The 22,583-nt window shown below is 56.8% G+C and carries 20 protein-coding genes, 1 tRNA gene and 2 pseudogenes; 11 read left to right on the plus strand and 12 right to left on the minus strand.

Translation table 11 applies throughout. The annotated features are described in order from the left end of the window. Nucleotides 1-44: 44 nt before the first annotated feature. The 4 genes from JFT85_RS02665 to JFT85_RS02680 all read left to right on the plus strand — a co-directional run bounded on the left by JFT85_RS02665 (nucleotide 45) and on the right by JFT85_RS02680 (nucleotide 6,979). The gene (locus JFT85_RS02665) at nucleotides 45-1,316 is read left to right on the plus strand and encodes an ATP-grasp domain-containing protein (RefSeq protein ID WP_053255893.1); all 1,272 of its coding nucleotides are present in this window, start codon (nucleotides 45-47) and stop codon (nucleotides 1,314-1,316) included. A gap of 139 nt (nucleotides 1,317-1,455) precedes the next feature. Then, nucleotides 1,456-4,440, plus strand: coding sequence for an amino acid adenylation domain-containing protein (locus JFT85_RS02670; protein ID WP_201229121.1), 2,985 nt, complete (start codon nucleotides 1,456-1,458; stop codon nucleotides 4,438-4,440). Nucleotides 4,441-4,512: 72 nt separating this feature from the next. Beyond that, nucleotides 4,513-5,736 (plus strand): ATP-grasp domain-containing protein, encoded by a 1,224-nt coding sequence (locus JFT85_RS02675; protein ID WP_201229122.1) that lies wholly within the window; start codon nucleotides 4,513-4,515, stop codon nucleotides 5,734-5,736. Then, entirely contained in the window at nucleotides 5,729-6,979 is a 1,251-nt protein-coding gene (locus tag JFT85_RS02680) for an MFS transporter (RefSeq protein WP_053255890.1), read from the plus strand. Before JFT85_RS02675 ends, JFT85_RS02680 begins: the two co-directional genes overlap by 8 nt. Before the next feature lie 234 nt (nucleotides 6,980-7,213). Here JFT85_RS02680 and JFT85_RS02685 read toward each other — a convergent pair. Then, nucleotides 7,214-7,376: pseudogene (locus JFT85_RS02685) on the minus strand (IS5/IS1182 family transposase); the annotation flags it as partial. 762 nt (nucleotides 7,377-8,138) lie between these two features. Between JFT85_RS02685 and JFT85_RS02690 the strand changes: the two are divergent. Both JFT85_RS02690 and JFT85_RS02695 read left to right on the plus strand, forming a co-directional pair. Then, entirely contained in the window at nucleotides 8,139-8,786 is a 648-nt protein-coding gene (locus JFT85_RS02690) for a hypothetical protein (protein ID WP_069553843.1), read from the plus strand. After that, nucleotides 8,783-9,262 (plus strand): surface-adhesin E family protein, encoded by a 480-nt coding sequence (locus tag JFT85_RS02695; RefSeq protein WP_015371096.1) that lies wholly within the window; start codon nucleotides 8,783-8,785, stop codon nucleotides 9,260-9,262. Before JFT85_RS02690 ends, JFT85_RS02695 begins: the two co-directional genes overlap by 4 nt. A 111-nt stretch (nucleotides 9,263-9,373) precedes the next feature. On the opposite strand, the gene JFT85_RS02700 is transcribed toward JFT85_RS02695, so the two are convergent. Continuing rightward, a complete protein-coding gene (locus JFT85_RS02700) occupies nucleotides 9,374-9,727 on the minus strand; it encodes a CPCC family cysteine-rich protein (RefSeq protein ID WP_074594262.1) in 354 nt (117 codons plus the stop codon). Between the two features lie 400 nt (nucleotides 9,728-10,127). On the opposite strand from JFT85_RS02700, the gene JFT85_RS02705 reads away from it, so the two are divergent. After that, the gene (locus JFT85_RS02705) at nucleotides 10,128-10,766 is read left to right on the plus strand and encodes a hypothetical protein (protein WP_201229124.1); all 639 of its coding nucleotides are present in this window, start codon (nucleotides 10,128-10,130) and stop codon (nucleotides 10,764-10,766) included. A gap of 207 nt (nucleotides 10,767-10,973) precedes the next feature. Here the strand turns inward: JFT85_RS02705 and JFT85_RS02710 are convergent. The 3 genes and pseudogenes from JFT85_RS02710 to pvdQ form a co-directional block, all read right to left on the minus strand. Then, nucleotides 10,974-11,069: pseudogene (locus JFT85_RS02710) on the minus strand (DNA adenine methylase); the annotation flags it as partial. Nucleotides 11,070-11,211: 142 nt separating this feature from the next. After that, nucleotides 11,212-11,285, minus strand: a tRNA-Cys gene (locus JFT85_RS02715). A 212-nt stretch (nucleotides 11,286-11,497) separates the two neighbouring features. After that, nucleotides 11,498-13,777 (minus strand): bifunctional acylase PvdQ, encoded by a 2,280-nt coding sequence (gene pvdQ, locus JFT85_RS02720; protein ID WP_201229126.1) that lies wholly within the window; start codon nucleotides 13,775-13,777, stop codon nucleotides 11,498-11,500. 237 nt (nucleotides 13,778-14,014) lie between these two features. Here pvdQ and JFT85_RS02725 point away from each other — a divergent pair, with 237 nt between their 5' ends. After that, nucleotides 14,015-14,407 carry a fe2+ zn2+ uptake regulation protein gene (locus tag JFT85_RS02725; protein WP_187601935.1) on the plus strand — a complete coding sequence of 131 codons (393 nt, stop codon included), beginning with the start codon at nucleotides 14,015-14,017 and terminating at the stop codon, nucleotides 14,405-14,407. A 27-nt stretch (nucleotides 14,408-14,434) separates the two neighbouring features. On the opposite strand, the gene JFT85_RS02730 is transcribed toward JFT85_RS02725, so the two are convergent. Next, nucleotides 14,435-14,629, minus strand: a complete 195-nt coding sequence (locus tag JFT85_RS02730) for a hypothetical protein (protein WP_053255884.1) — start codon at nucleotides 14,627-14,629, stop codon at nucleotides 14,435-14,437. A gap of 172 nt (nucleotides 14,630-14,801) precedes the next feature. On the opposite strand from JFT85_RS02730, the gene JFT85_RS02735 reads away from it, so the two are divergent. Continuing rightward, nucleotides 14,802-14,939, plus strand: a complete 138-nt coding sequence (locus JFT85_RS02735) for a hypothetical protein (RefSeq protein ID WP_167422764.1) — start codon at nucleotides 14,802-14,804, stop codon at nucleotides 14,937-14,939. 48 nt (nucleotides 14,940-14,987) lie between these two features. On the opposite strand, the gene JFT85_RS02740 is transcribed toward JFT85_RS02735, so the two are convergent. The 5 genes from JFT85_RS02740 to JFT85_RS02760 are packed head-to-tail and all read right to left on the minus strand — an operon-like array spanning nucleotide 14,988 to nucleotide 19,403. Next, complete coding sequence (locus JFT85_RS02740; RefSeq protein ID WP_201230865.1) at nucleotides 14,988-15,737, minus strand: ABC transporter permease; 750 nt, start codon at nucleotides 15,735-15,737, stop codon at nucleotides 14,988-14,990. Nucleotides 15,738-15,754: 17 nt separating this feature from the next. Continuing rightward, nucleotides 15,755-16,954, minus strand: coding sequence for an ABC transporter substrate-binding protein (locus JFT85_RS02745; protein ID WP_201229128.1), 1,200 nt, complete (start codon nucleotides 16,952-16,954; stop codon nucleotides 15,755-15,757). After that, nucleotides 16,941-17,744 (minus strand): ABC transporter ATP-binding protein, encoded by an 804-nt coding sequence (locus JFT85_RS02750; protein WP_201229130.1) that lies wholly within the window; start codon nucleotides 17,742-17,744, stop codon nucleotides 16,941-16,943. The genes JFT85_RS02745 and JFT85_RS02750 overlap by 14 nt, the downstream gene beginning before the upstream one ends. After that, a complete protein-coding gene (locus tag JFT85_RS02755) occupies nucleotides 17,741-18,802 on the minus strand; it encodes an acyl-CoA dehydrogenase family protein (RefSeq protein ID WP_201229132.1) in 1,062 nt (353 codons plus the stop codon). The genes JFT85_RS02750 and JFT85_RS02755 overlap by 4 nt, the downstream gene beginning before the upstream one ends. 40 nt (nucleotides 18,803-18,842) lie before the next feature. Further along, complete coding sequence (locus JFT85_RS02760) at nucleotides 18,843-19,403, minus strand: carboxymuconolactone decarboxylase family protein (RefSeq protein WP_053255879.1); 561 nt, start codon at nucleotides 19,401-19,403, stop codon at nucleotides 18,843-18,845. Between the two features lie 102 nt (nucleotides 19,404-19,505). On the opposite strand from JFT85_RS02760, the gene JFT85_RS02765 reads away from it, so the two are divergent. Next, nucleotides 19,506-20,411 carry an AraC family transcriptional regulator gene (locus tag JFT85_RS02765; protein WP_201229134.1) on the plus strand — a complete coding sequence of 302 codons (906 nt, stop codon included), beginning with the start codon at nucleotides 19,506-19,508 and terminating at the stop codon, nucleotides 20,409-20,411. Nucleotides 20,412-20,439: 28 nt separating this feature from the next. Here JFT85_RS02765 and JFT85_RS02770 read toward each other — a convergent pair whose 3' ends face one another. Next, nucleotides 20,440-21,372: a LysR family transcriptional regulator gene (locus JFT85_RS02770; protein ID WP_069552436.1), complete on the minus strand. Its 933-nt coding sequence runs from the start codon at nucleotides 21,370-21,372 to the stop codon at nucleotides 20,440-20,442. 117 nt (nucleotides 21,373-21,489) lie between these two features. Here JFT85_RS02770 and JFT85_RS02775 point away from each other — a divergent pair, with 117 nt between their 5' ends. After that, on the plus strand, nucleotides 21,490-22,485 hold the full coding sequence (locus JFT85_RS02775; RefSeq protein WP_069552437.1) for an aldo/keto reductase: 996 nt from the start codon (nucleotides 21,490-21,492) through the stop codon (nucleotides 22,483-22,485). The last annotated feature ends 98 nt before the right edge of the window (nucleotides 22,486-22,583 follow it).

A 22,583-nucleotide genomic window follows, 5' to 3' on the forward strand; every position in this document is an offset into this window, starting at 1 on the left:
GCTGACGCACTGCGGCGGCTCTCTAAATAGATTGGAATGTGACCATGACTCACAACATTGCAGTAATCGTCGATGCGTATTCCACTGGCGCGAAACTGGCCGCTAAGTTTCATGCAGAGGGCGTAGCGGTCCTGCACGTCCAAAGTGCCTCGCCCATCATTGATTTTTATATCAACGATTTCAGGCCCGACGACTTTATCGCCAACGTGGTATTTAACGGTTTGGCGGAATCTCTAGTCGAAATCAATCGATGGTTGAACGGCATCAAGCCTATTTGTGTTTTGGCCGGCGCCGAAACGGGCATTGAACTTGCGGATCTGCTCGCCGGCGAACTCGGCGTGGAGGGAAACTCCACAGAGACGTCGCGTGTTCGGCGAGATAAATACGCAATGGCCTGCGCGCTTAAAGAGGCGGGGTTAGCCACACCTTATTTTCTGCGCACAGACAATTTACACACGTTGACTGAATGGGCCTCAGGCCACGGCTGGCCAATTGTGCTGAAGCCCTTAGCCAGTGCAGGTAATGACAGTGTATTTTTCTGCAATGACCGAGCCGAACTGGAAAGTGCTTTTCACTCCATCTATAACAAAGCCAACCGCTTTGGTGGGCACAATAACCATGTGCTGGCACAGACCCTTTTGAAGGGGACGCAGTACGTCATTAATAGTGTTTCAATCGACGCGCAGCATTATATTTCTGATATGTGGATCGATCGCCGCAAAGTGATTGCCGGCGCCTCAAATATTTATGATTGCGAAGAACTTCTGCCCTATGAGGGCGAGGTGCAGGCGGCTTTAGTCAGCTATATGAAAAAAGCGCTTGATGCGCTGGGTGTGCACAATGGGCCCGCTCACTCCGAAATCATGATGACGGCTGAAGGGCCGGTGTTGATTGAAACCGGCGCCCGCCTGCAGGGCGCAATGCTTGAAGAAGCGGTTATTGAGGCGCTTGGCGAGAGCCAAATCACGCTGACGATCGAACGTTATTGCCACCCTCACCTGTTCAAACGGCGTTTGGGCCAGCAGTACGTTTTATCAAAACATGTCCTATGCGTAGCGATGATCTCCGACCAGGAAGGCGTCGTTGTTGATACAACCGGCTTCGAGAGGATTCGCTCGCTTTCTTCCTATGCCTGCCATTTCCACCTGCCCGAAAAGGGCGACACGATTACACGCACCATCGACTTATTTTCGATTCCGGGCGTTGTTTACCTGAGCCATGAAGAACTCGCCGTTTTACAGGCTGATTACGCAACGATCCGTCGGCTTGAGAGTGCACACCAAGTGTTTTCTCTGAATGAGAACGTACCTGTATAAAACCGGGTTCACTCGGCCCTAGCTGAGTTGAGCGAGTACCACAACCTTTTCTCGCTTGCCGGTTGACCACTTACAGCATCTCTGACGAACGCACATAGCGCTTAGATTGTTTATACATTTCTATTTACAGGAGTATTAGATGATTATTGGTCAACGCGAGCATTCACCCCTGAGTGGCTGTCAGCCAGACAGGCTAAGTGTACTGGCGATGGTGTATAAGGCTGCACACAGGCAGGGAAGCAAAACAGCAGTCACCTGCGGTGATCAATTCCTTACTTATAATGAACTCATAGCCGCTGCACGCGCCAACGCAAAGCGTTTGCACGCCTGCGGTGTGAGCAACAAAGATATTGTGCTTTGTGCGTTACCGACCGGCGTCGAGTTACCCATTGCGTGGTTGTCTGTGATGATGACCAACGCCATTATTATTCCGGTGGATGCCAAATGGCCGGAAAATAGAATACACGCAGTCGTTGAGGCCAGCCAGGCAGCATGGGTTATCACGAATGGAGAACAGCCGGCCTTAAGAAGTGCCGGCCTGAACCTGTTTGAAATAAGACTCGACGGCACGACTGACTTAAATGCTGAAACACACGCCCAGTGTTTCTCAGACGACCTGCTCTATGGTTTCTTTACATCGGGATCAACCGGCCGCCCGAAATGCGCCTTGAATTATCATGCCGGGCTTGTGAATCGCTTTACCTATATGACCAAGCGATTTGGTGGCGGGCACACTGTCTATCAGAACAGCGCGCCGTTGTTCGACTCATCAATTTGGCAAATGCTGTGGCCGCTTACCAACGGCGGCGTGGCGGTATTGCCTAAACAGCGCGATCACTGGAATGTCGAGTCGCTGGTAGAAGAGATTGAACGTCATCACATCACGATGACTGATTTCGTACCCACCCTCTTCAAATTATTAACTCGTGCGCTGGAGAATGGGACCCTTGCCGCAAAACGCTTGGACAGCTTGCGGCATGTCTTGATCGGCGGAGAAGAGATTGACGCTGCATCCGTGCACACATTTAGGCGCTTTTTCCCACGTTGTACGGTCATCAATACCTATGGTCACACCGAGGCATCGATCGGGATGGTATTTCATGAGGTGTGCGATCACGACAATGACAAGATTCCACTCGGTCAACCTATCGATAATACGTATGTCAAAATTGTCGACGACCAGTTGAGGCCCGTGACGGATGGCGTCTTTGGGGAAATCGTTGTTGCCGGTATTTGCGTCGGAGGTGGCTACCTGAATGCCCCGGAACTGAGCGCACGATCCTTTATACGTAATCCCTTTTCAGACCTGCCTGGCGACAAGGTTTACTTGACTGGGGACATTGGCCGTATACGGCCCGATGGTTGCCTTGAATATGGCGGCAGAGCTGACGACCAAGTCAAGGTGCGCGGGGTGCGTATCGAGCTCAACGAAATAGTGTCGGCAATCAAGGCCGGCTTCGACGCCGTAAACGACGCACTGGCATTTGTCTTGCCCACTCAGCAGGGCGATGCGAGTTTGGCGCTGGTCTACGTGGCGCCACACGCATTGGATTTACAGCATGTACGACGCGAACTGGCGCGGCATCTGCCAGCGACACACATGCCACAGTTAGTGCATCACTTGAAGACTCTGCCTATTTCACCGAATGGGAAGGTAGACCGTAAACGTATAATCAATGACTTGAAAAACGATCATTCTGAAACGCTGCAACCCTGTAGCAACAGTACCCTGCTGGAAAAAATTATTGCGTGTTATCGCACCGTACTGCTGAACAATCAGATAGGGAGTGAAGACGACTTTTTCGAATGCGGTGGAGATTCGCTAGCAGCCGCTAATCTATCACTGGCATTGTGCAAGCATCTTGGAACCGATGTTCCGATGACCGCCATTTATCAGTTCGCAACGCCGTCGCAACTGGCCGACTTTATGAGCGGCTGTGAGCAAACGTTCGAAGCCACGCCAAGCGACAGTTTGGCGAGGGTCGCATTCAATAATCACCAGCCGACAGCGACAATGAGCTCGACGCTCTTATTGACCGGCTCGAGTGGTTTTGTAGGCATTCATATTCTTGCGCACTTATTAGCCACCACCCACCTGCACGTGACCGTCCTGTTACGTGGCAGCAACAGAGAAAGCGCTCTATGCCGCTTGGAGAAAGTGTTCCTGAGCGCGTTCCCTGCACGCGTATTACAACGCCAACGTATTACTGTCGTGCTAGGTGATTTGGCCTTGCCATGTTGGGGCTTGGATCCAGACGAATGGCAACATCAATGTGCTTCTATTGATGAGGTGATTCATTGTGGCGCGGCGGTCAATTTCCTGTTCCATGCCTCTCAATTGTTCTCAGCTAATGTGGGTGGAACCCAGGAACTCATCCGATTCTGTAATGAAGGTAAGGCCAAGAGGTTGCACCACATTTCATCGTTGGCAGCCAAGCTGCCAGCCGTGTCTGGCCGCGATCCGGAAGGCATTGTCTCGGCCATCGAGGCAGCAGCATTGGGTGTTACCGGGTACGGGTATACCAAATACCTGGCAGACAACCTCGTCGTTGCCGCACAGCAGCAAGGGCTGCATGCCAGGATTTATCGTGTCGATGATGTGCTGCCGTCAATGAGTACCGGCTACTCAAATGGCCAGTCCCTTTTTCATTTATTGCTTAAGCAATGCGTTCAGATGGGCGTGGCACCTGCGGGCTGCGGCAGCCTTGGCCTATTGTCAGCGGATGCGTTGGCCGAGTGGTTGTGCACGTTTGTGGGTAGCCAGGAACGGTTCCAGAGCGGAGCCCCCCTGATTGATGTTGTTGGCCAACACTATGTCGAATTTGACGACATTGTGCGCTATACCGCGCAGAGAACGGGTCGTGATATAGCCTGCGCCTCCTATACAGAATTTTTGTCGATGCTAACGCACGCGGGTCAAAGCGAAGCGACGCTGATACAGCAAATATTACCGCCCGTGAATGCTGACAAAGTGGCATTCACCAAAGCGCCCCGTTGCCTGCCAGCAGATATCCCTCAAGCTCATCTACTTACAGCGGACCTGAATAGTTTTGATGCTTTTATTCACCTGTTCAAAGCCGAACTGGATGAGCGTTCAAACAACCAATGTTGTGTGCTGAGCTAACGCGCGAAGCGTGGGCTTTAACATTCAAACGCGCTTTAACTATTTATCTGTATTTTCCAGGAGAGACCTGTGATGCGTCGCTTAATTATGATCGGTGGTTGGACAGAAATTTATGTAAAAGCCAAGGCGTGTGGCTTCCATCTGACCGTCGTACAGCAAAAAGAAGATATTACCTTCGAAGACTTTCTTATCGCGGATCAAATTATTTCCTCTCCCATGGGCGAAAAAGTAGTCGTCGACCTGGTTGAGACGCTGCACCGGCGGGAAGCCTATCACGCGGTCGTTTCCTTTCAAGAGTTTGGCCTCTTGAACGCAGCGCTGATTCAGGAACGGCTGGGCATTTTGGGCAACCCTATTGGCCCGGTTTTATTAACGCGCGACAAAGGGCATATGCGCGCGCACATGAAGGCAAACGGCATACCATCGATTCCATTCGCAACCGTTAACAGCCCTGAAGAGGTGATCGCTTTTGCACAGCAGTGCGGATGGCCCATCATCATCAAGCCGGTGAACGGTGCGGGGAGTCTACAAGTGCACAAACTGTTTTCAGAAGATGAAGTCGTGCCAGCCTATAACGCGATCAAACAGGATTTTTTGACCACCGATTTAATTAAATACGACTTTCCTGACATCGGGATCATCGCGGAAAAGTTTATCGAAGGGCCAGAAGTCAGCGTCGAGGCTATTTCCTGGGACGGTCAGCACACGATACTAGGCGTCACCGACAAAATCACAACCGGCTATCCTGGTTTTGTAGAGACCGGGCATAGTATGCCCTCGGCACTTGCCCCTGAAAAAATTGATGCCATTAAACAGCTGACCATCTCTTTCCTGACCTCAATTGGTCACCTGTATGGTCCCTCTCATTCGGAAATCATCTTTTCGGAAACGGGGCCCGTCATCGTCGAGTCTCATACACGCACGGGCGGCGACCGCATTTTTGAAATGACCGAGTTAGCGTGTGGCGTCGACATGTTTACCGCTACGCTTCAAGGCTTGTCTGGGGCATTCCCAGACATTCAAATGACTAAAACCAACGGGGCCGCTATTCGGTATCTATCGTTGCCGACTGGCCGGGTGACGAGCATTTCAGGGCTGGATACCGCTCACCAATCGCCTGGCGTCGTCAGGTGCGATATCACGGTTAAGGCGGGAGACATCTGCAAACGCCCTCAGAACTCAGATGAAAGGGCTGGGTACATTCTTGCGAACGGGGACAGTGGACCGCAGGCCATTGAAAATGTGATGCGAGCCTTAGCCAAGGTCACGGTTGAAGTGGAGCGCCTTAATGCTTAGCTTGCTCTCGCTCATTGCCGGCCGCGAATTCAGGAAATACATAGCCGCGTCGATATTAACCGCCATTGGCAGCGGCATGTATTTCGTTGCCATTTCTTGGTACATCTACACAACCTCTGGCTCCGCAATGGCAGTCGGTTGGGTGTTGATCGTTTCTTCATTGCCGGGTTTGTTGTTTTCACCGTGGATTGGGGTGCTGGTTGACCGGTGGAACGTTCGATCCATTTGCATAGTGGCCGATTTTGCGCGTGCGCTGATTTTGCTGTTCGTTGCGGTTTCGATGTACTACGGGGTATTGGGGCTCACAGCAGTTTACCTGGCGACCTTTCTGATCGCGCTGTGTGAGCACTTTTTCCAACCGGCCGTGGGGGCGTTGATACGCGATATTGTCCCGAAGGAGCGCCTGCTTGAGGCCAATGTTTCGAGCAGTATGAGCATGCAAATCGGTTTGCTCATTGGAGCAAGTATTGGCGGCTTTTTAGTTGCGCTTTTCGGCACGCAATATGTGGTAATCATTAACATCATTTCCTTTTCCATCTCTGGTGTCCTTACCCTATGGATAAAACACACGCCCGCCATCAAACATGCAGTCGAAAGGTTAGTCACGCCCGGCGCCATGAGAGAGTTTTATGACGCGATTCGCTATGCGATTGGCACACGTTTTGTAATTGGGCTGGCGCTCCAGCAGATGTTTATTTATGTAACACTTTCTGTGTGCAATACACTTCTGCCAATTTTCGCTGATAGAGAGCTTTCAGCGGGCGCCCAAGGGTTTGGGTTAATTGATGCCGTGTGGGGAATGGGTGCCATCTGTGGCGGTTTTTCACTGACCTATCTTGTGAAAAAAATACACGCTGAGTGGTTTGGCGTGTTCGGCCTGGGTGCGATTTCCTTTTTGCTGTTTGTTTTCTTGACGGCAAACAGTGTCCCTCAAGCGGCGGCGGCTTATTTCCTGTTAGGCGCATTTGTCGTCATGATTCGGGTCAATTCAGACACCCTTATTGCTACAGGCGTAGAGCCCTCGCAGTTTGGAAAAGTCAAAGCAGCCATTTCGATGTTTATCTCTTATGTGAGCCTGATTGCTTACGCCGGTGTGGGTTACCTGGGAGATATAATGTCTGTTCGTTGGATTTATTTCATATTGAGCGTAGTTATTTTATGCTCCGCGTTGGGAATGACATGGAAAAACATATTAAAAGACAGACACTTGTTATTGATGGATAAAATCAACAACGCTAATTAAACCGTCTAAAAAACTAAACCTTTAGTCTCTGGACTGGCCGCTATCAAATCGGATAATTGCACTGCGTTAATTGGATTCCGCTGCAAATACATAAGGACGGTCTGAAGTACCCACCGATTTTTGATGCCCTCACGACTTGAGGCTCAAAAAATCATAAATCGGCGAAAATCAGACCTTGCTTTTCCTTATTCCACGGTTCTTCCCTTTGGTTGCGGTAGGGATGACAGTTACTGGGCGCTTGATCACGCGAAACGGATGCTCAATCTTCGCCCGCACCTGCGCTTTCGCGTATTCGATCTTGCGTAGCATGCGCCTGATCAGACTATTTTTTGCGTGCTTTTTGTAGCGGCTTGACCGGGGCGGCAATCGACCAGGTCATCCTGCGATTCTGATGCTCTGGACTGTTGGCGCAGATTGAAAATCTGACCCACCCTGCCGATTGTAAATTGACTCAGGACGGATTGCTGTCTCTTGTCCCAACAATTGTGAATAAGCTTAGTAGCAGTGTTCCGGTTGAGAGAATATAAGTGGTGTGAGGAAAAACGAGTTTAGATTTTTAATGGTCCACTACGAAAAACCGTGTCGAGCGCAAGCAACTCGAGATTGAACGGCCGCTTCTGGCCGATTCTGTTGAAAAAGTCGACCATGGTTTCCGCAGCAGAAAAGTATGCGTTCGAGATTGAAATCTTTACTTTCGGCAGAGGCTTACGGACTCAGATTTTACGTAGCAGTGTGCAAAAAAGGTGTTTTAACCAGTCAATGACCTGGCTGTTTGGGCGAACCGACTTTTTCAACAGAATCGGCCGATTGCTGCCCGTCACAAACGGCAAAAATCGGCCAAAAGGAGCCGGTCACCGAGAAAAGAACTCCGCCGCGTTTTAATACTATCGGGCGCCCTTACCTTTGGCACGATACCGACATTAGGTTCTTCTGTGTTCGACAGAAGCGACTTTGATCAGCTCTCCACTGAGCAACTGACTTTTTGGACCGCGCACAATGATTGCCCCGGTATGGACTCCCGCTGTGCCTTGGGAGGAAGGCTATCTCACCTGCTCTGCATTGATTGGCGCCAGCCTCCTTTTCCGGTCCTTTCAATTTGTAACAACGTCCTGACGCAATTACGATAGAGTCTTTTCACACCAACAGGACTCTCCAAGCAATGGACATGCGTCGCCTTTTATCCTTCTCCTGCAGCAAAGCTATACTTCCTCTTTTCCTCGGACTGTGTTCCGGTAATGCACTGGCCAGCGGCCTCAGCGAAAGCCTGGTCTCGTGTGAGCCGTCATTTTTCAAACACCTGTATTCCCAGCGCGCCGATCTGGGGAAGACCGTCAAGCTGGCCCGCAACGATCAGCACGGCCTGGCCTGGCCGCCAGTGCTGGACCGCCGCAACTTCAACACTGCTTTCCAGCACTTCACCCCCGCTGTCGACGACCAGGGCCTGCGCCTGACTAGCTACTACGACCGGATCATGGACCTGGGCGAGCAAGGCATTTACTACTTCTGGGGTTTCGAAATCGATGCCAGCCGCGAGCAAGTCATGGCCAAGTTGCCGCATGCGGAATGGCAGGAGGCAGGCGAGTACTTCATTTCTAAACCACGGATCAAGGCGGACGCCAATTCCGCCTGGCAGAACAACCCTGCGGCGGCCTCGGGCATCGCTCCGGCGGCGGGTTCCGCGGAAAAGCTCCTGATGCTGAGCGTCGAGGACGGGAAGACCCGCCTGCTCTGTTCGTTGCAGGGCAGCGTCGATGAGCTTCTGTTGCAGCAGGAACGCCCGGACCTGGCACAGGGAACCACACGATGAGGCGCCTGCCATGCCTAGCAGCGGTATTGCTGCTGGGTGGTTGTGCCCACGGCACTGTGCCGCAGAAAGCCGTGGCCGAAGCGCCGGCCACGACGCCTGCTGGCATGTTCAAACTGCTGGAGGACGCCAAACTGGCAACCTACTTCGACGCACACTCCGTCGCCTTGTACCAGGGCAATCCGCATTTGCGCCAGTTCTACCTAATCAACAATTACCTCGGACTCGCCGCCCCTAGCGGTAAACTTCCAGAGATTCGCAGTTCGCGGGCGATCCAGGTGATCAACTGCGAGCGGGACGAAATGGCGCAGTTCGGCCGGGTTTATTTCTCCGAACCCTTTGCCCTGGGGCATGAAGTGACGCGCAAGAGCGATACTCCGCAATGGGGACCGTTGGAGCGGCAGTCGTTGATCGGGAGGTTGCGCGATTCGGTATGCAAGATCGATGCGGCGCATCTTCGGGCGGGTAATCCGGGGTAGCTGTATCTTTGCATGAGCAGGCGGCTATCACGGCGTGCCTGCTTTCAGGTGGCAGGGGTGGTGTCTTTCCTCTAAACGACGGAACTGGCCGTTTTCGGCCATTTTGCGCTGCTAGGTCCGCAGCCAATAGTAGAGGTCGTACTTCGACTTCATGTGTTGAGGATGCTGGTTATCGGAGTCGGGATCTGGAATGGCGACTCGGCGAGTCCAGAGTGGGAACCACTCACCATCCCGCACATCGCTATCGCTAACCATTCGCACATTCTTCAGCATGGTTCGCTCGCAGGCACCGAATTGGACGAAATTGACCTGCGCCTCGATCAAGCTACATCTATTCGGTCCATCCACTTGGTGAGGGTAATAGAGTTGGAACACGTCATCCTCCCAGAAACAAATTGGGCAAATATCGTATGACCCTGGGTGTTCCTCGAAGACTGCATATCCGCAGCATGGGCAGGTAAACATCAATTTTCACTTATGGGTGGCAGTCTACTCTTGGTCGATTTTAGCAACATGCTGAACGGCTGCAATGGGTCGATTGCTGCCAGTCAGGCGCAAAATTACAAGCTTTATCGGTGATGAATTGGAACTGCTGATCCTGTAAGCCAGGTATTCCTTGCCTTACAGAGCCGACCTGAAACCTGCGTACCACTCGCGTACCAACACTACTTCCACGCAGTGACACCCTGCCCCTCAAGACACACGGCAATCAGCCAAAAATGGTCGCTCTTACACCGACCCGTACATTATCGGCCAAGCGACATGGCTTCTTCGTCAAAATTGAAAGCACATGCCCGGTCGGCTAGTACAGCCGCGTCATAGTATGATTGCGGCCATCAACCATCACAGAATATGGATGTTACAAATGCGTTTACTCTTGCCGATGGCCGTAAGCCTGACCCTTATCGGCTGCGCCACTACTAAAACCGATGTTCGCAACGAAGCACAAATCAGCCAATATGACCCGGCTAACACTGCTCGCGTGCGCCTGATCACGGGCGACACCACCCATGCGGGCTTCATCAGTGGACAGACCTGCGAGGCGTTTTACAACGAGTCCCTGCTCACCAAAACACCTGAAGAAGCAGGATGGCAAACGGCGCATGTCGACTCGGCCGGACTCTACCCTTTTCGGGCGACAGACAGCCAAAACAGCGTGATTGGCATGCCTGCCAGTAAGGCGAGCAAAGCCATCAATCAGTCACCCAAGGTGTTTGACGAGCATGTCATCCCGGCCGGGAAACCCTTTATTGCAGGGTTCGCCATGGGGGGCTCGCAGATATCATGCTTTCCCGCGCCAGTCACGCTCATTCCCGACCCCGGCAAAGACTATGAAATGGAACTTCAAATTATTAAAGTCAGCACGTGGAAAGCAGGCTGCGTGATTGCCGTTCGACAACTATCCACTCAGGCCAATACCACCGTCGAAACACCATTAAGACCGCAAGTGTGTGCAAAAACACCGTCGGGCTGGTATACGGCCAACGCAGCACCTTCGCCTTAACAGTTGAGCGAATAGTCATCCCCCAAGATCTGCTGCAGCTCAAGTCGCGCAGGCTGCCATTGGCCATTCCCGGTCACTTGCTGCCTCTCGCCACCGTCCATTCTGGTCGGCAGTGTACGAGTCGGCCGATGTTTTTGAGTGGTTTAAGGTCGACGTCCCGTTGGACAACTTGAAAAACAAAGGATCCTGTTTGGTCCAGCCCGCGCGTTAGAAAAGGCCGCCGAACGCATTCTGCTCCCAGTTCATGATCACCAGTTCACCGCTAACCTCACTCCTTCCTTGTCGTTGGTTAGACGTGGTGTATCGATGTAGCGGATTTTGCCGTTCGTCCCTGGGACATGCAAACAATGTCGGTGTCTCAGAATTATCCCAATTACCGGGCCGGGCATAATCCGCAGGCATAAAAAAAGCCCCGCAAGCTCAATGGCTGCGGGGCTTTCAAGAGTGGAGGCCGAGGTCGGAATCGAACCGGCGTAGGCGGATTTGCAATCCGCTGCATAACCATTTTGCTACTCGGCCTCAAACGATCAATGTCATTAGCATCAACATTCACCGCATAAAAACTTGAGTGGGCTATAGAACCCTGCCTCTACTCTAACTCATTGAATACATTGAAGTTTTTAATGCTTCGTTGCGTTCGATGGGCGCCATTATGTACTCATTTGCTTTTTGCTGCAACCCCTTGATTTCAAAAATATTTCGTATTGGCATCAAGGGGTTGCGCACCTGCCCTACTCCTTGATGACGTGCTCATGGTACTGCGGGTCGGCCTTTATCTGGGCTTCGGTGAAGGGCAGTCGGCGCAGTTTTTTCTCGGAGAAGGCTTGAGTCTGGTCCTTCGAGTGTTTCGACGCGGGATTGCTGGATTCGGAGAATGCCAACACGCCCAGGGCTTGGGGGCCTTGGTCGTCGAAGGTGACGATTTGCAGGTAGCTGGTGCCGCTGACCACTTCACGTTTGCCGTCGGCACGCGGCACGCTTTGCATGGCGTTGTAGATGCCCAGTTGCTGCGGGCCACCGTGCATGGGGGTTTGGCCGGAGATTTGGATCTCGCCCCAGCGGCTCAGGCCGTGTGTGCTGACGTCGGCGGTGGAGGCCAGCATGGCTTCGCGCAGGGCGTTGGCGACCGGCTCGCGCTCAATGGCCAGGCCGCTCGGCGTGGTCAAGGGGTGTGCGGGGTCGAAGGCGACGCGCCAGGCGTCAGGGATTTGCTGCAGGTGTTCGACCAGGTTGATGAAGTGTACCAGACCGATACCGCTGTCGAGGTTGGCGTGCCGGTCCCAGGTTTTCAGGCCGGTGCACAGTGGTTCAAGCGCAGCCGCGTCAGCGCCCAGGTGCTTGGCGCAGAATTCAAGCAGGTCGGGCATCACCAGGCCCGCGAGGTACACCTCGTTGTCCATGACCATGTCTTGCAGGTCGGCCACGCTGATCGGTTGTTGTTCCAGGGACTGCAGGCGCTGCACGGCAAATCGCGCACGGGGGCCGAGGCCGATGTGGTCCTGGCTGATCACCGGGGAGAAACCGCTCAATGGCGCCTTGGGGTTGGCCATCCATGCCGAGTCGTTGGCATGTTGCACATAGTCGGTACGCTGCAATTGCGGCAGTTGGTCGGCCGCGAAGATGCCCGGTTGCGCCGCACGCGGGTCGATGTCCCAGGCACAGGCGCTGCGGGAGCCGTCGAGCATGATCAGTTGCAGGCCGGCGCGAGGATCGCTGCATTGCGCAAGTTTGGCAGCGCTGACGTTGGGCACCACCGACAGGTTCATGTACAGGCTCTGGCCCTGGTCATCGGCAGCCAGGGTGTTGACCCACGGGATACCTTGCAGGGTGTGCACCGAGGTTTGCAGCGCCTTGAGGCTGCCGGCGCGGTTCATCGCGTCCCACTGTTGCAGCACGCGGTCATTGCCCAGGTTGGCATCACGCAGGCTGAACGCGTAATGGTTGTCCCAGTCGAGTTTGCGGGGCCACTGCACCACCGGGCCGAATTGCGAGCTGTAGACCGTATGGCTCACACTTTTGACGCTGCCGTCGGCTTGTTTGACCTGCACCTTGACGGAGGTCTGGTCGAGGGGAATGGACTTGCCATCCAGCACATAGCGCGTGGCATCCTTGGGGTCCAGGGTGAGGCGATACAGCGTGAAGTGCTTGGAGGTATCGACCGTGTGCGTCCAGGCCACATGCTGGTTAAAGCCGATGTTGATCACCGGCAAGCCCGGCAACGCGGCGCCCATCACGTCCAATTGGCCGGGGATGGTCAAGTGCATTTCATAAAAGCGCATGCCACCGGCCCAAGGGAAATGCGGGTTTGCCAACAACATGCCGCGACCATTGAACGAACGGTCACGGCCCACGGCCACCGCGTTGCTGCCCCTGTCCAGGGTGAAGCGCTGCTGGTGGGCGGCGGCCAATTCAAACGCTTTGGTGTTGGACGGTACGCTGGCGGTGGCTTGAGGCGGTGTCGCGCCGACCAAGGCTTCGGCGAATTGGCCGACACCGCCTTCAACCAACAACCTGCGCGTCAGCTTGACCAGGTCTTCAACGTTCAAGGGCCTTACCCACGCCGCCTGGCACTGCGCCGGCGCACCCTGCTCTTTAAGGTAGCGGTTGTAGCCAGCCACATAACCTTCAATACGCTGCTGAATCTGCGGCGGCTGCGCCTTCCAGAAAGCGGCAACGGCTTGCGGCGTATTCAGCCAGGTGAAAAACACATCACTGGCGAGGTTGTTACGCGCTTCCAGGGTCGACTGGTCGGGGCCGAAAAACCGTGCGCGCTCACCGTTCACCGTGACCACTTCATTGGCCAACAGGCACAGGTTGTCCTGGGCATAGGCGTAACCGATGCCGTACCCCAGGCCGCGCTCATCCGAGGCGCGAATGTGCGGTACGCCGAACGTGGTGCGGCGAATATCCGCCGACGTCTGTGCCACTGGCTCGCGCGCCGATGCGGCAACGCTTAACCCCAGCAACAGTCCCGCCACACACGCCCTGGACAACCCGTTGGAAATAATCACGCAAACCCCACAGTCAAATTGAACACCCTCACAGGGCGCTGTGCCCCCCACGTAAGGACGCAGACAGCCAGGAATAATTTAGACGCGAGCATGTTCATTGGCGGCGATTGACGTGTGACAAACAGGATACCGACAAATTTTCTACATGAAGGACTTCATGATTTCCGTGGCTGGTTCGTCTAATTAACCAAGAGCGCCATCATTTTCCTGATCAGGCTCTGATAAGGAGTTTTTCGCATGTACAACTCGCACCTGCCCACGGACGGACCTTCACCGGCGGCCGACGCCAATTTTGGCGGCGGCGCACACGCGTTCGGCAAAGCGCCGGGCAAGCAGCCCGAGCAACAGGGCAACCAGCGTATTCGCCACTTGCTCAAGTGTTTCGGTTTGCGCACCAGCCTGATTCGGCTCAAGGTCATCGACGCCCTCCTCACCGCTGCCGACAACCAGCGCACCCTCGGCGTGCGTGGCGTGCACAGCCATTTGTTGGAGCTGGGCATCCCGTTGTCGTTTCTAAGCGTGCGTGAGGTCCTCAAGCGCCTGTGCGCCGAGGGCGTGATTACCCTCAATGCCGATAAAAGCTACAGCCTCCATGCAGAGGCCGCCAAACTCCTCAACGGGCACGCCTGACGCTCTTGGCCGAATCGCCTGGCGGACTCAGAAGTTAGGCTTGACCTTGCGACGCATGATGCCGTTGATCACCACCACAGTGACCGCCACGGCGATGGCAATGTACTGGAACGTTTTCTCGCTGATGACGCCGGTGTTCTGCAGGTAGGACAGGCCAAACATCGTCCCCAGTACCACCAGAGAAATCAGAATCGAATATTTCAAACGTTGCTTTTGGGTCATGACGGGGTCCTGAAGCTGATAAATGTATCCACTGTGTATCGCCGAGCATGCCAAGCGCATACCCGGTAACGGGGATGGCGCGGGGTCGGCAGGGTCCTATGTTACAGGCGCTGAAAATTTTTGGCTTGTTCCACGCCTGATTGAACCTGTCGGTACTTTAGAGGATTTCAAAATGCTCCGTCGAATCACCCTGCTGATTCCATTGCTGATCATGCTGAGCATGAGCGGCTGCTTCTTTTTCCCCCACGGCGGTGGCGGTGGCTGGCACGACCACCGCTATGACGATGGCCACGGCTACGAACGCCGCTGATAGCCTGTGAGTCTCGCTTTGCATTGCGCAAAGCGAGACCCTTGCCGTTCAGCCGGCGTGCACCCATCGCTGGTGCAGCCACCGCGCAAACGCATCCAGGGCAAACCCCAATAGCCCGATCAACAGCACCATCGCCATCAACTCCGAATAGGCCAGGCGATCACGCGTGTCGAGAATGTAATACCCCAACCCGGCACTGACCCCGAGCATTTCGCACGGCACCAACACAATCCACAGAATGCCGATGGCCAGGCGCACGCCGGTCAGCACATGCCCCACTACGCCGGGAATAATCACTCGCCGCAAGGTTTCCCAGCGCGTCGCACTCAGGCTTTGACTCAACTGCAGCCACCGCGGGTCCAACTGCCGCACGCCCGCGGCCGTATTGAGCATGATCGGCCACACAGCGGCAAACGCCAGCAGGAAGTAAACAGGTGAGTCACCCACGCCCATCAACATCACCACGATAGGCATCCAGGACAGCGGCGAGATCATTCGCAGAAACTGAAAGGCCGGCGTGGTGGCCGCCTCCAGGTTGCGCGAACTGCCCACCAGCAAGCCCAGTGGCACCCCCACCAGTAACGCGAGAAACAACCCGACGAAAATTCGCTTGAGGCTAACCGCGATGTGCAGATAGAGCTCACCGCGCCCAAGCAATTCCCACAGGCTGCTCAAGGTCGCCGCCAGCGAGAAACGTGCCGACAGGCCATCGGCCGCGCCAAACACCTTTACCCCCAGCCACCACAGCACCAGCAAACCTGCCAGGCCGCTTATTCCGAGCAACCAGCCAGGCCATATGACGGTTTTGCCGTTGTTCAAACGCCAATCTCCTCGTGCCGCTCGTAACCGTCCGGCAGACCGAAGGTCTGCATGCCGCCCACCGACTCGATCGCCTGACGGACAAAACGGTCGTCGACCAGGTCTTTGGCCACGAAGGCCGGGTCCAGATCGGCGAGAAAGCGCTTGTCGCCTTCGATCAACGTGTCCTTCAAGCGCCGCACCAGTTCCTCGGTGTAGCTGGGGAACGGATAAGGTTGGAAGTCGATGCGGTGCTCATCCCAGTTGGCGTGCTGGATCGCGCCGTCGGCGAGGTAAGCGGCGCGGTCGGCAGCCGCCGGCGCGAGGACTTTGCTCAATGCGGGTTCAGCATGCGGGGTGTAGCGGTTCGGGCCGTCCTTGGACAGCAGTTTCACCGCCTCTTCGCGGTTATCACGCGTCCACACCTGGGCCTTGACGATGGCATTCACCACCTTCTGCGACCATTCCGGGCGGTTGGTCAGGTCATGCTCGTGCATGAACACCACGCAGCACGCATGGTTGCGCCAGACGTCACCGGTAAATCGTTGCACGCGCCCGACCTTGAGGTTTTCCGCCAGCGCGTTGAACGGCTCGGCGACGATATAGCCATCGATGCGTTTGCTGGCCAGGGCCGGCGGCATGTCGGAAGGCGGCAGCACGATCAGGTTGACTTCATTGGCCGCAATCTCAGTACCGGCAGCACGTGCCACGGGCGTCAGGCCGTTGTCGCGGAACAACTGCTGCACTACCACGTTGTGAATCGAATACCAGAATGGAATCGCCACCGACTTGCCGCCCAGTTGCTTCACCTCGGTAATGCCTGGCGACACGGTCAAGCCGGAGCCGCCGACGTGGTTCCAGGCCACCACTTTTGCCGGGACTTTGCTGCCGTAGCGTGCCCACACTGTCATCGGCGAGAGCAGGTGAATCACGTTGACCTGCCCGGAAATAAACGCCTCGATCACCTGGGCCCAACTGCGCAACAGCACAGGGCGCTCGGCCTTGATGCCCTCGGCTTCGAACAGGCCGTTGTTGTGCGCAACCAGCAGCGGTGTCGCATCGGTGATCGGCAAGTAGCCGATCCGCACCGGAGCATCCGGCTCGCTGGCGGCGCGGGCGTGCAGGCTGCTCAACAGCGGCATGGCACCGGCGGCACTGAGCACGGCGGACAGTTTGAGAAAGTCACGGCGCGAGTGAGTGAGGTCATCCAGACACATGTGAGAACTCCGGTTGTTCAAGAGGGTTGGGTTGAGGGCGGCTCGCCTGCCGTAAGGTTTTCAGAATCTCGATACGCAGTGCGCCGATGGCCTCCACCTGTTCCTCGCGCGGTTGCGGCAGGTCGATGTGCCATTCGCCCAGGGTCCGCGCCGGGCGGTTACCCAGTAGCAGGATGCGGTCGGAAAGCAGCAACGCCTCATCAATATCATGGGTAATCAGCACCGCCGCCGAACCTTGCTCGCGGTTGACCTTGAGCAACAGGTGCTGCATGTCGGCGCGGGTGACTTCATCCAGTGCGCCAAAGGGTTCATCCAGCAGCAACACTTGCGGTTGCCGTGCCAGGCAGCGGGCCAACGCCGTGCGCTGGGCCATGCCACCAGACAACTGCGCGGGGAACTGCTGACGCGCAGGGTGCAGCCCGACCGCCGCGATAGCGTGGTCGACGCGGCGGCGGCGCTCTTCGGGACTCAGCTGCGGTTGGCGGGCGAAATCCAGGCCGAAGGCGACGTTCTTTTCCAGACTCAACCAAGGCAACAGGCTGGGGTCCTGAAAGGCTACCGCGACCCTTGGGTGCGGCCCGTTCAACGGCTCGCCCAGCACCTGCACTGTGCCGCCCTGGGGCGTCTGCAAACCGGCCAGTACGCGCAACAGGCTGGATTTTCCGACGCCACTGGGCCCGAGGATCGACACCACTTCGCCAGGCCGCAATTGCAAGTCGAACCCTTGCAGCACCGGCCCGCTGGCGTAGCCCAGGCAAATCCCCTGGGCGCTCAATACCATCGGTATCATAGATTGGCCTGTCGCTGCAACTCGGTGCGCAGTTGCACCAGGCTTGGCGTGACAATCGGCACAAAGGCCGACTCGCGCCAGCGCCGGGCAAAGCCGCTGCCGTGTGCGGTGAGGTACGCCTTGCCGCCGCTGGCCTGCAGTTCAAGTTGCACGGCGCTGGCGGCTGTTTCTGCCAGGGCAATACGCAGTTTGAACAGCGGCACCGGCTCTGCCGCAAACCGTCCGGCCAGCAACCCCTTTTTCAACTCGGTGACCAGATGGTCCAGCGTTACCCGCAAGGCCTCCAACTCATCACGCAACACCGTGCGGCTCGCGCCCAGGTGGTTGGCCACTTCCGCCAGCGAACGGCGCGCCAGACCGATGGACATGCCGCATTGCAAGCCCAGGAACGCCGGGCGTACTGCCGGCAAAAATTTGCTCGCGTCTTCATGCAGCAACCAGTCACGGCTCAGCTCGACGCCTTCCAGCCCCAGTGCCGCCGTGTTGCTCGATTGCAGCCCCATCAGCTCCAGGTCGCGGGAACGCTGCAACCCCGCCACCGAATCGGGGATCGCCAGAATAAACGGCGCGCCGCCACCGGCCTGCTCGATCGCCGCCGCCGCAACAAACCCGTTCTTGCGCAGGTTGGTCACCCAGTGCAGGCGACCGTTGAGGGTCCAGCCGTGGTCGTTCGGCTCGGCGCTGATTTGCAGCGCCTCGATCCCCGAGAGAAACTTCATTGCATTCGACAGCCCCGTGGCGCCGGCCAGTTTGCCGCTGAGCAAGTCCGGCAGTAGCTGCTCGCGCAGCCGCTCATTCGGGCTCTGCAGCAAATACTCGATAAAGGATCGCTGGCCCCAAAAGACAAATGCGGCCGCCAGGGAATGGCTGGCGACATTGGCGATGGCGTCCACCGCACCGGTTACATCGCCGCCCAGCCCGCCGAGTGCTTTCGGCACGCCGATACGTAATACATTGGCGTCTGCCAGCCGTGGCAGCACTTCCTGTGGATCGCAACTGCCCACATCCAGGGCCTGCGCTTGAACATCGAGCCAACGGCTCAAGATTGGGTCAAGCATTCGTGTTTCTCCTTGTTACTGCAGGTGGACCATCGCCCATTCAGCTTGCCGGTTTTTCCCAACGGTATTGCGCCAACTCCGGGTTCAACGGGGTACGGGCAAACACGTTAGCGAAGTTGCACAACGTTGCCAGGCTCACCCCTAAAATAACTTCCAGCGCCTGGCCATCGGAGTAACCGGCGGCACGGAATGCCTCGAAGCCGGCATCGCTGACATCACCGCGGGTGGCGATCACTTCACGGGTGAAGGCGGCGAGTGTCTCATACCGGGCATTGGGCAATTCACCGCGCTGGCGCAACGCATCAATGACGTCTTCCGGCAGCTTGGCTTTGTTGCGAGCAACGGCTGTGTGCCCGGCGACGCAGAAATCGCAGCCGTGGGTGGTGGCGGCAATCAGTTGCACCACCTCGCGGTCGGCCAGGCTCAGTTCAGACTTGGCGTTGAGGCCGGACACCGTGATATAGGTTTCCAGCGCGGCCGGTGCATTGGCCAAGACGGCGAGCAGGTTGGGGATGAAACCCGAGCCCTTGAGGGCGTTTTCCAGGAACGGCTTGGCCGCTTCAGGTGCGGTTTCAGGGGTCAGCAACGGTACGCGGGACATGGAGTGGTCTCCTCATGGGTTGATGGCTCCAGTCTGTTGGTTATAAAAAATCCCCTCAATAGGCTAAAGTAGCGATTACTTGCTCTTGAGTCTTTACGTTAGATGAATTCGTCCAGTGCTCTCGTCGATTGGTTATTAGACAGCCTCGAGCTCAACACCAGTCTGTTCCACGTTGGGCGCTATTGCGGCGACTGGCATGCAAGCACGCATGGCCTGGCCAGCGCGAGTTTCCACTTGATTGTGCAAGGCCAGTGCTGGCTGCATATCGACGGAGAATCCGCCCCCCAGCACTTGAACAATGGCGATGCGCTGTTTCTGCTGCGCGACCTTGAATATCGGCTGTCCGGCGAAGCCACGGCGCAGGGCGCGCAGGAATCTCCACGCCGTGCGATGCTGGCGCTGGATAACGAGGCCGGCGATGGCGTCGGGCTGGTCTGCGGTTTCTTCCACTTCCATTCCGGCCTGTCGGCGATGATTGTCGACACCCTCCCCGCCTGGATCATCCTGCGTGCCGGCGACCCCTCGTTGACCGCCGCGCGCAACCTGTTCGACCTGATCCTGCAAGAATGCCAGCGCACGCCCGCGCCTTCCTCGGCGTTGCTTGAACGTCTTTGCCACTTGTTGTTTCTGTATGTGCTGCGCCAGCAAGTGCTCGACAACACCGCCCTCGGTGGCCTGGCCGCATTGGGCCGGCAGCCGGCATTTGCGCACTTGCTGGAACAGCTTATCGCTCGCCCGGCTGAGGCCTGGACCCTGGAAAGCATGGCGGCCTGTACCGGGCTGTCGCGCTCGGCGTTTTTCAAGCGGTTTAACGAGCTGTGCGGCCGCTCGCCCGGCCAGGTGCTGTTGATGATGCGCATGCGCCATGCGTGCCAGCTGTTCAAGCAAGACCAGACGGTGGCGGAGGTCGCGTTGGCGGTCGGCTACCAGTCGGTGGCCGCGTTTACCCGCGCATTCCACAAAGTAACCGGGCAACAGCCGGGGGCCTATCGCAAGGCTCAGGCCTAGCGTTGCAAGCCATTGCCCGGCCGCAACGTCACTGCTGGCTTGTCTGATCCTGGCGTTGCAGGCCGGTGCCGGGCTGACTACACAGCTCGACCAACCAATCCACGAATACCCGCACCCGTTGCGACAACTGGCGGTGCGGCGGGTACAGCGCGGTGAGTGCCATGGTGGGTACTGGCAGCTGTGGCAGCACCGGCACCAGCGTGCCCTTGGCCAGTTGCTGCATGGCGTGATAGTGGGGAGCCTGGATCAGGCCATACCCGGCTTCGCACGCAGCGAAATACGCGTCGGAACTGTTGACTGCGACGACCTTCGCCAGGTTGACCACGCGCAACTCGCTGCCAACCTGAAACTCCAGGCCGAAGCGTTTACCACTGGCACTGGAAACGTATTCGACCATCTGGTGATGGGCCAGATCGTCCAGGCTCGCGGGCACGCCCATGCGCGCAAGGTAATCGGGGCTGGCCAGCGTGAGCTGATCCATCACCGCCAGGGGCCGCGCCACCAGCGACTCGTCCAGTGCCAGGCCACCGCGCAGCACGCAATCCACACCTTCACGGATCAGGTCCACCGGGCGGTCGTTAAGGCCGATTTCCAGTTCGATCTGCGGGTAGCACGCGGTAAACGTCGGCAACGCGGGGATCACGATAAGCCGGCCGATACCGGATGGCATGTCGATGCTTAACGTACCGCGCGGGTTCTGACGGCGGTTTGAAAACACCGCCTCGGTTTCTTCAAGGTCCGTCAGCAACTGCACACAGCGCTGGTAATACGCCGCGCCGTCCGGGGTCGGATTGACTTGCCGGGTGGTGCGCTGCAACAACTGCACGCCGAGGTGTGCCTCCAGTTGTTTGATCATGATCGTCACCGAGGCACGCGGCAGTTGCAGGCTGTCGGCGGCCTTGGCGAAGCCGCCCAACTCAACGATTCGGGTGAAGACGCGCATGGCGTTAAATCGGTCCAAAGCTGGGTAAACTCCAGGGATTATTTAGAAAATCATAATAGTGATAGCGGTTTTAGCCGCTTTATCCCTGAGTTGTCGAGGAGAACAATGGGCCTTTCCCATCAAGGAGCTCCCCCGATGCACACTCGTCAACTTGGCAAGAATGGCCCTCACGTCTCCGCCATCGGCCTCGGCTGCATGGGCATGACCGATTTCTACACCACCGGCAGTGATACCCAGGAAGCGCTTGCGACCCTGCACCGCGCCCTTGAGCTGGGCGTCACCTTGCTGGACACCGCCGACATGTATGGCCCCTGCACCAATGAAGAACTGATCGGCAAAGCCATCGCCGGCAAACGCGATCAGGTGTTCCTGGCCAGCAAGTTCGGCTTTGTGCGCGACCCGGCAAACCCCGCGGCACGCGGTGTGAATGGTCGCCCTGAGTACATCCGCACGGCGATTGACGGCACCTTGAAGCGCCTGGGCGTAGACACCCTGGACCTTTACTACCAGCATCGCGTGGACCCCGAGGTAGCCATCGAAGAAAGCGTCGGGGCCATGGCCGAGTTGGTCAAGCAAGGCAAGGTGCGTTACCTGGGCCTGAGTGAAACCTCGGCCGCCAGCCTGGAACGTGCCCACAAGGTGCACCCGATCAGCGCCTTGCAAAGTGAATACTCGCTGTGGAGCCGTGACCAGGAAGACAACGGTTGCCTGGAGGCGTGCGAGCGTCTGGGCATCGCCTTTGTACCCTACAGCCCACTGGGGCGCGGCTTTCTCACTGGCACCTTGAAAAGCCCGGAGGACTTCGCGGCCGACGACTATCGCCGCTCCAGCCCAAGGTTCCAGGGCGAGAACTTCGCAAAAAACCTGTTGCTGGTGGATAAGGTGCGGGCGCTGGCCGCCGAAAAAGGCGTGACGGCCGGGCAATTGGCATTGGCCTGGGTACTCGCCCAAGGCGATTACCTGATCCCGATCCCGGGCACCAAACAGCGCAAGTACCTGGAAGAGAACGTGGCGGCCGTCGACATCGTCTTGAGCCCTGCCGAATCGGCAGCGCTGACGTCGATCTTCCCCGCCGGCGCGACGGCAGGTTTGCGCTACAGCGAAGCCTCGATGAGCCTGGTGAATCAGTAGCCGGCGTGACCCGGGCGCCCGCGTGTGGGGGCGCCCGATTTTTCTTGCACCATGGTACCTAAAGGTCCGTCTTACCAAGCCGATAGCCCGATGAAGCT

The sequence above is a fragment of the Pseudomonas sp. TH04 genome (genome assembly GCF_016651355.1).
GTDB lineage: Bacteria > Pseudomonadota > Gammaproteobacteria > Pseudomonadales > Pseudomonadaceae > Aquipseudomonas > Aquipseudomonas fluorescens.

What these genes read in the sequence shown, in the direction of transcription:
- JFT85_RS02665 (WP_053255893.1), top strand. Translation starts at nt 45, where the DNA reads ATGACTCACAACATTGCAGTAATCGTCGATGCGTATTCCACTGGCGCG.
- JFT85_RS02670 (WP_201229121.1), top strand. Translation starts at nt 1,456, where the DNA reads ATGATTATTGGTCAACGCGAGCATTCACCCCTGAGTGGCTGTCAGCCA.
- JFT85_RS02675 (WP_201229122.1), top strand. Translation starts at nt 4,513, where the DNA reads ATGCGTCGCTTAATTATGATCGGTGGTTGGACAGAAATTTATGTAAAA.
- JFT85_RS02680 (WP_053255890.1), top strand. Translation starts at nt 5,729, where the DNA reads ATGCTTAGCTTGCTCTCGCTCATTGCCGGCCGCGAATTCAGGAAATAC.
- JFT85_RS02690 (WP_069553843.1), top strand. Translation starts at nt 8,139, where the DNA reads ATGGACATGCGTCGCCTTTTATCCTTCTCCTGCAGCAAAGCTATACTT.
- JFT85_RS02695 (WP_015371096.1), top strand. Translation starts at nt 8,783, where the DNA reads ATGAGGCGCCTGCCATGCCTAGCAGCGGTATTGCTGCTGGGTGGTTGT.
- JFT85_RS02700 (WP_074594262.1), bottom strand. Translation starts at nt 9,727, where the DNA reads ATGTTTACCTGCCCATGCTGCGGATATGCAGTCTTCGAGGAACACCCA.
- JFT85_RS02705 (WP_201229124.1), top strand. Translation starts at nt 10,128, where the DNA reads ATGCGTTTACTCTTGCCGATGGCCGTAAGCCTGACCCTTATCGGCTGC.
- JFT85_RS02725 (WP_187601935.1), top strand. Translation starts at nt 14,015, where the DNA reads ATGTACAACTCGCACCTGCCCACGGACGGACCTTCACCGGCGGCCGAC.
- JFT85_RS02730 (WP_053255884.1), bottom strand. Translation starts at nt 14,629, where the DNA reads ATGACCCAAAAGCAACGTTTGAAATATTCGATTCTGATTTCTCTGGTG.
- JFT85_RS02735 (WP_167422764.1), top strand. Translation starts at nt 14,802, where the DNA reads ATGCTCCGTCGAATCACCCTGCTGATTCCATTGCTGATCATGCTGAGC.
- JFT85_RS02745 (WP_201229128.1), bottom strand. Translation starts at nt 16,954, where the DNA reads ATGTGTCTGGATGACCTCACTCACTCGCGCCGTGACTTTCTCAAACTG.
- JFT85_RS02750 (WP_201229130.1), bottom strand. Translation starts at nt 17,744, where the DNA reads ATGATACCGATGGTATTGAGCGCCCAGGGGATTTGCCTGGGCTACGCC.
- JFT85_RS02755 (WP_201229132.1), bottom strand. Translation starts at nt 18,802, where the DNA reads ATGCTTGACCCAATCTTGAGCCGTTGGCTCGATGTTCAAGCGCAGGCC.
- JFT85_RS02760 (WP_053255879.1), bottom strand. Translation starts at nt 19,403, where the DNA reads ATGTCCCGCGTACCGTTGCTGACCCCTGAAACCGCACCTGAAGCGGCC.
- JFT85_RS02765 (WP_201229134.1), top strand. Translation starts at nt 19,506, where the DNA reads ATGAATTCGTCCAGTGCTCTCGTCGATTGGTTATTAGACAGCCTCGAG.
- JFT85_RS02775 (WP_069552437.1), top strand. Translation starts at nt 21,490, where the DNA reads ATGCACACTCGTCAACTTGGCAAGAATGGCCCTCACGTCTCCGCCATC.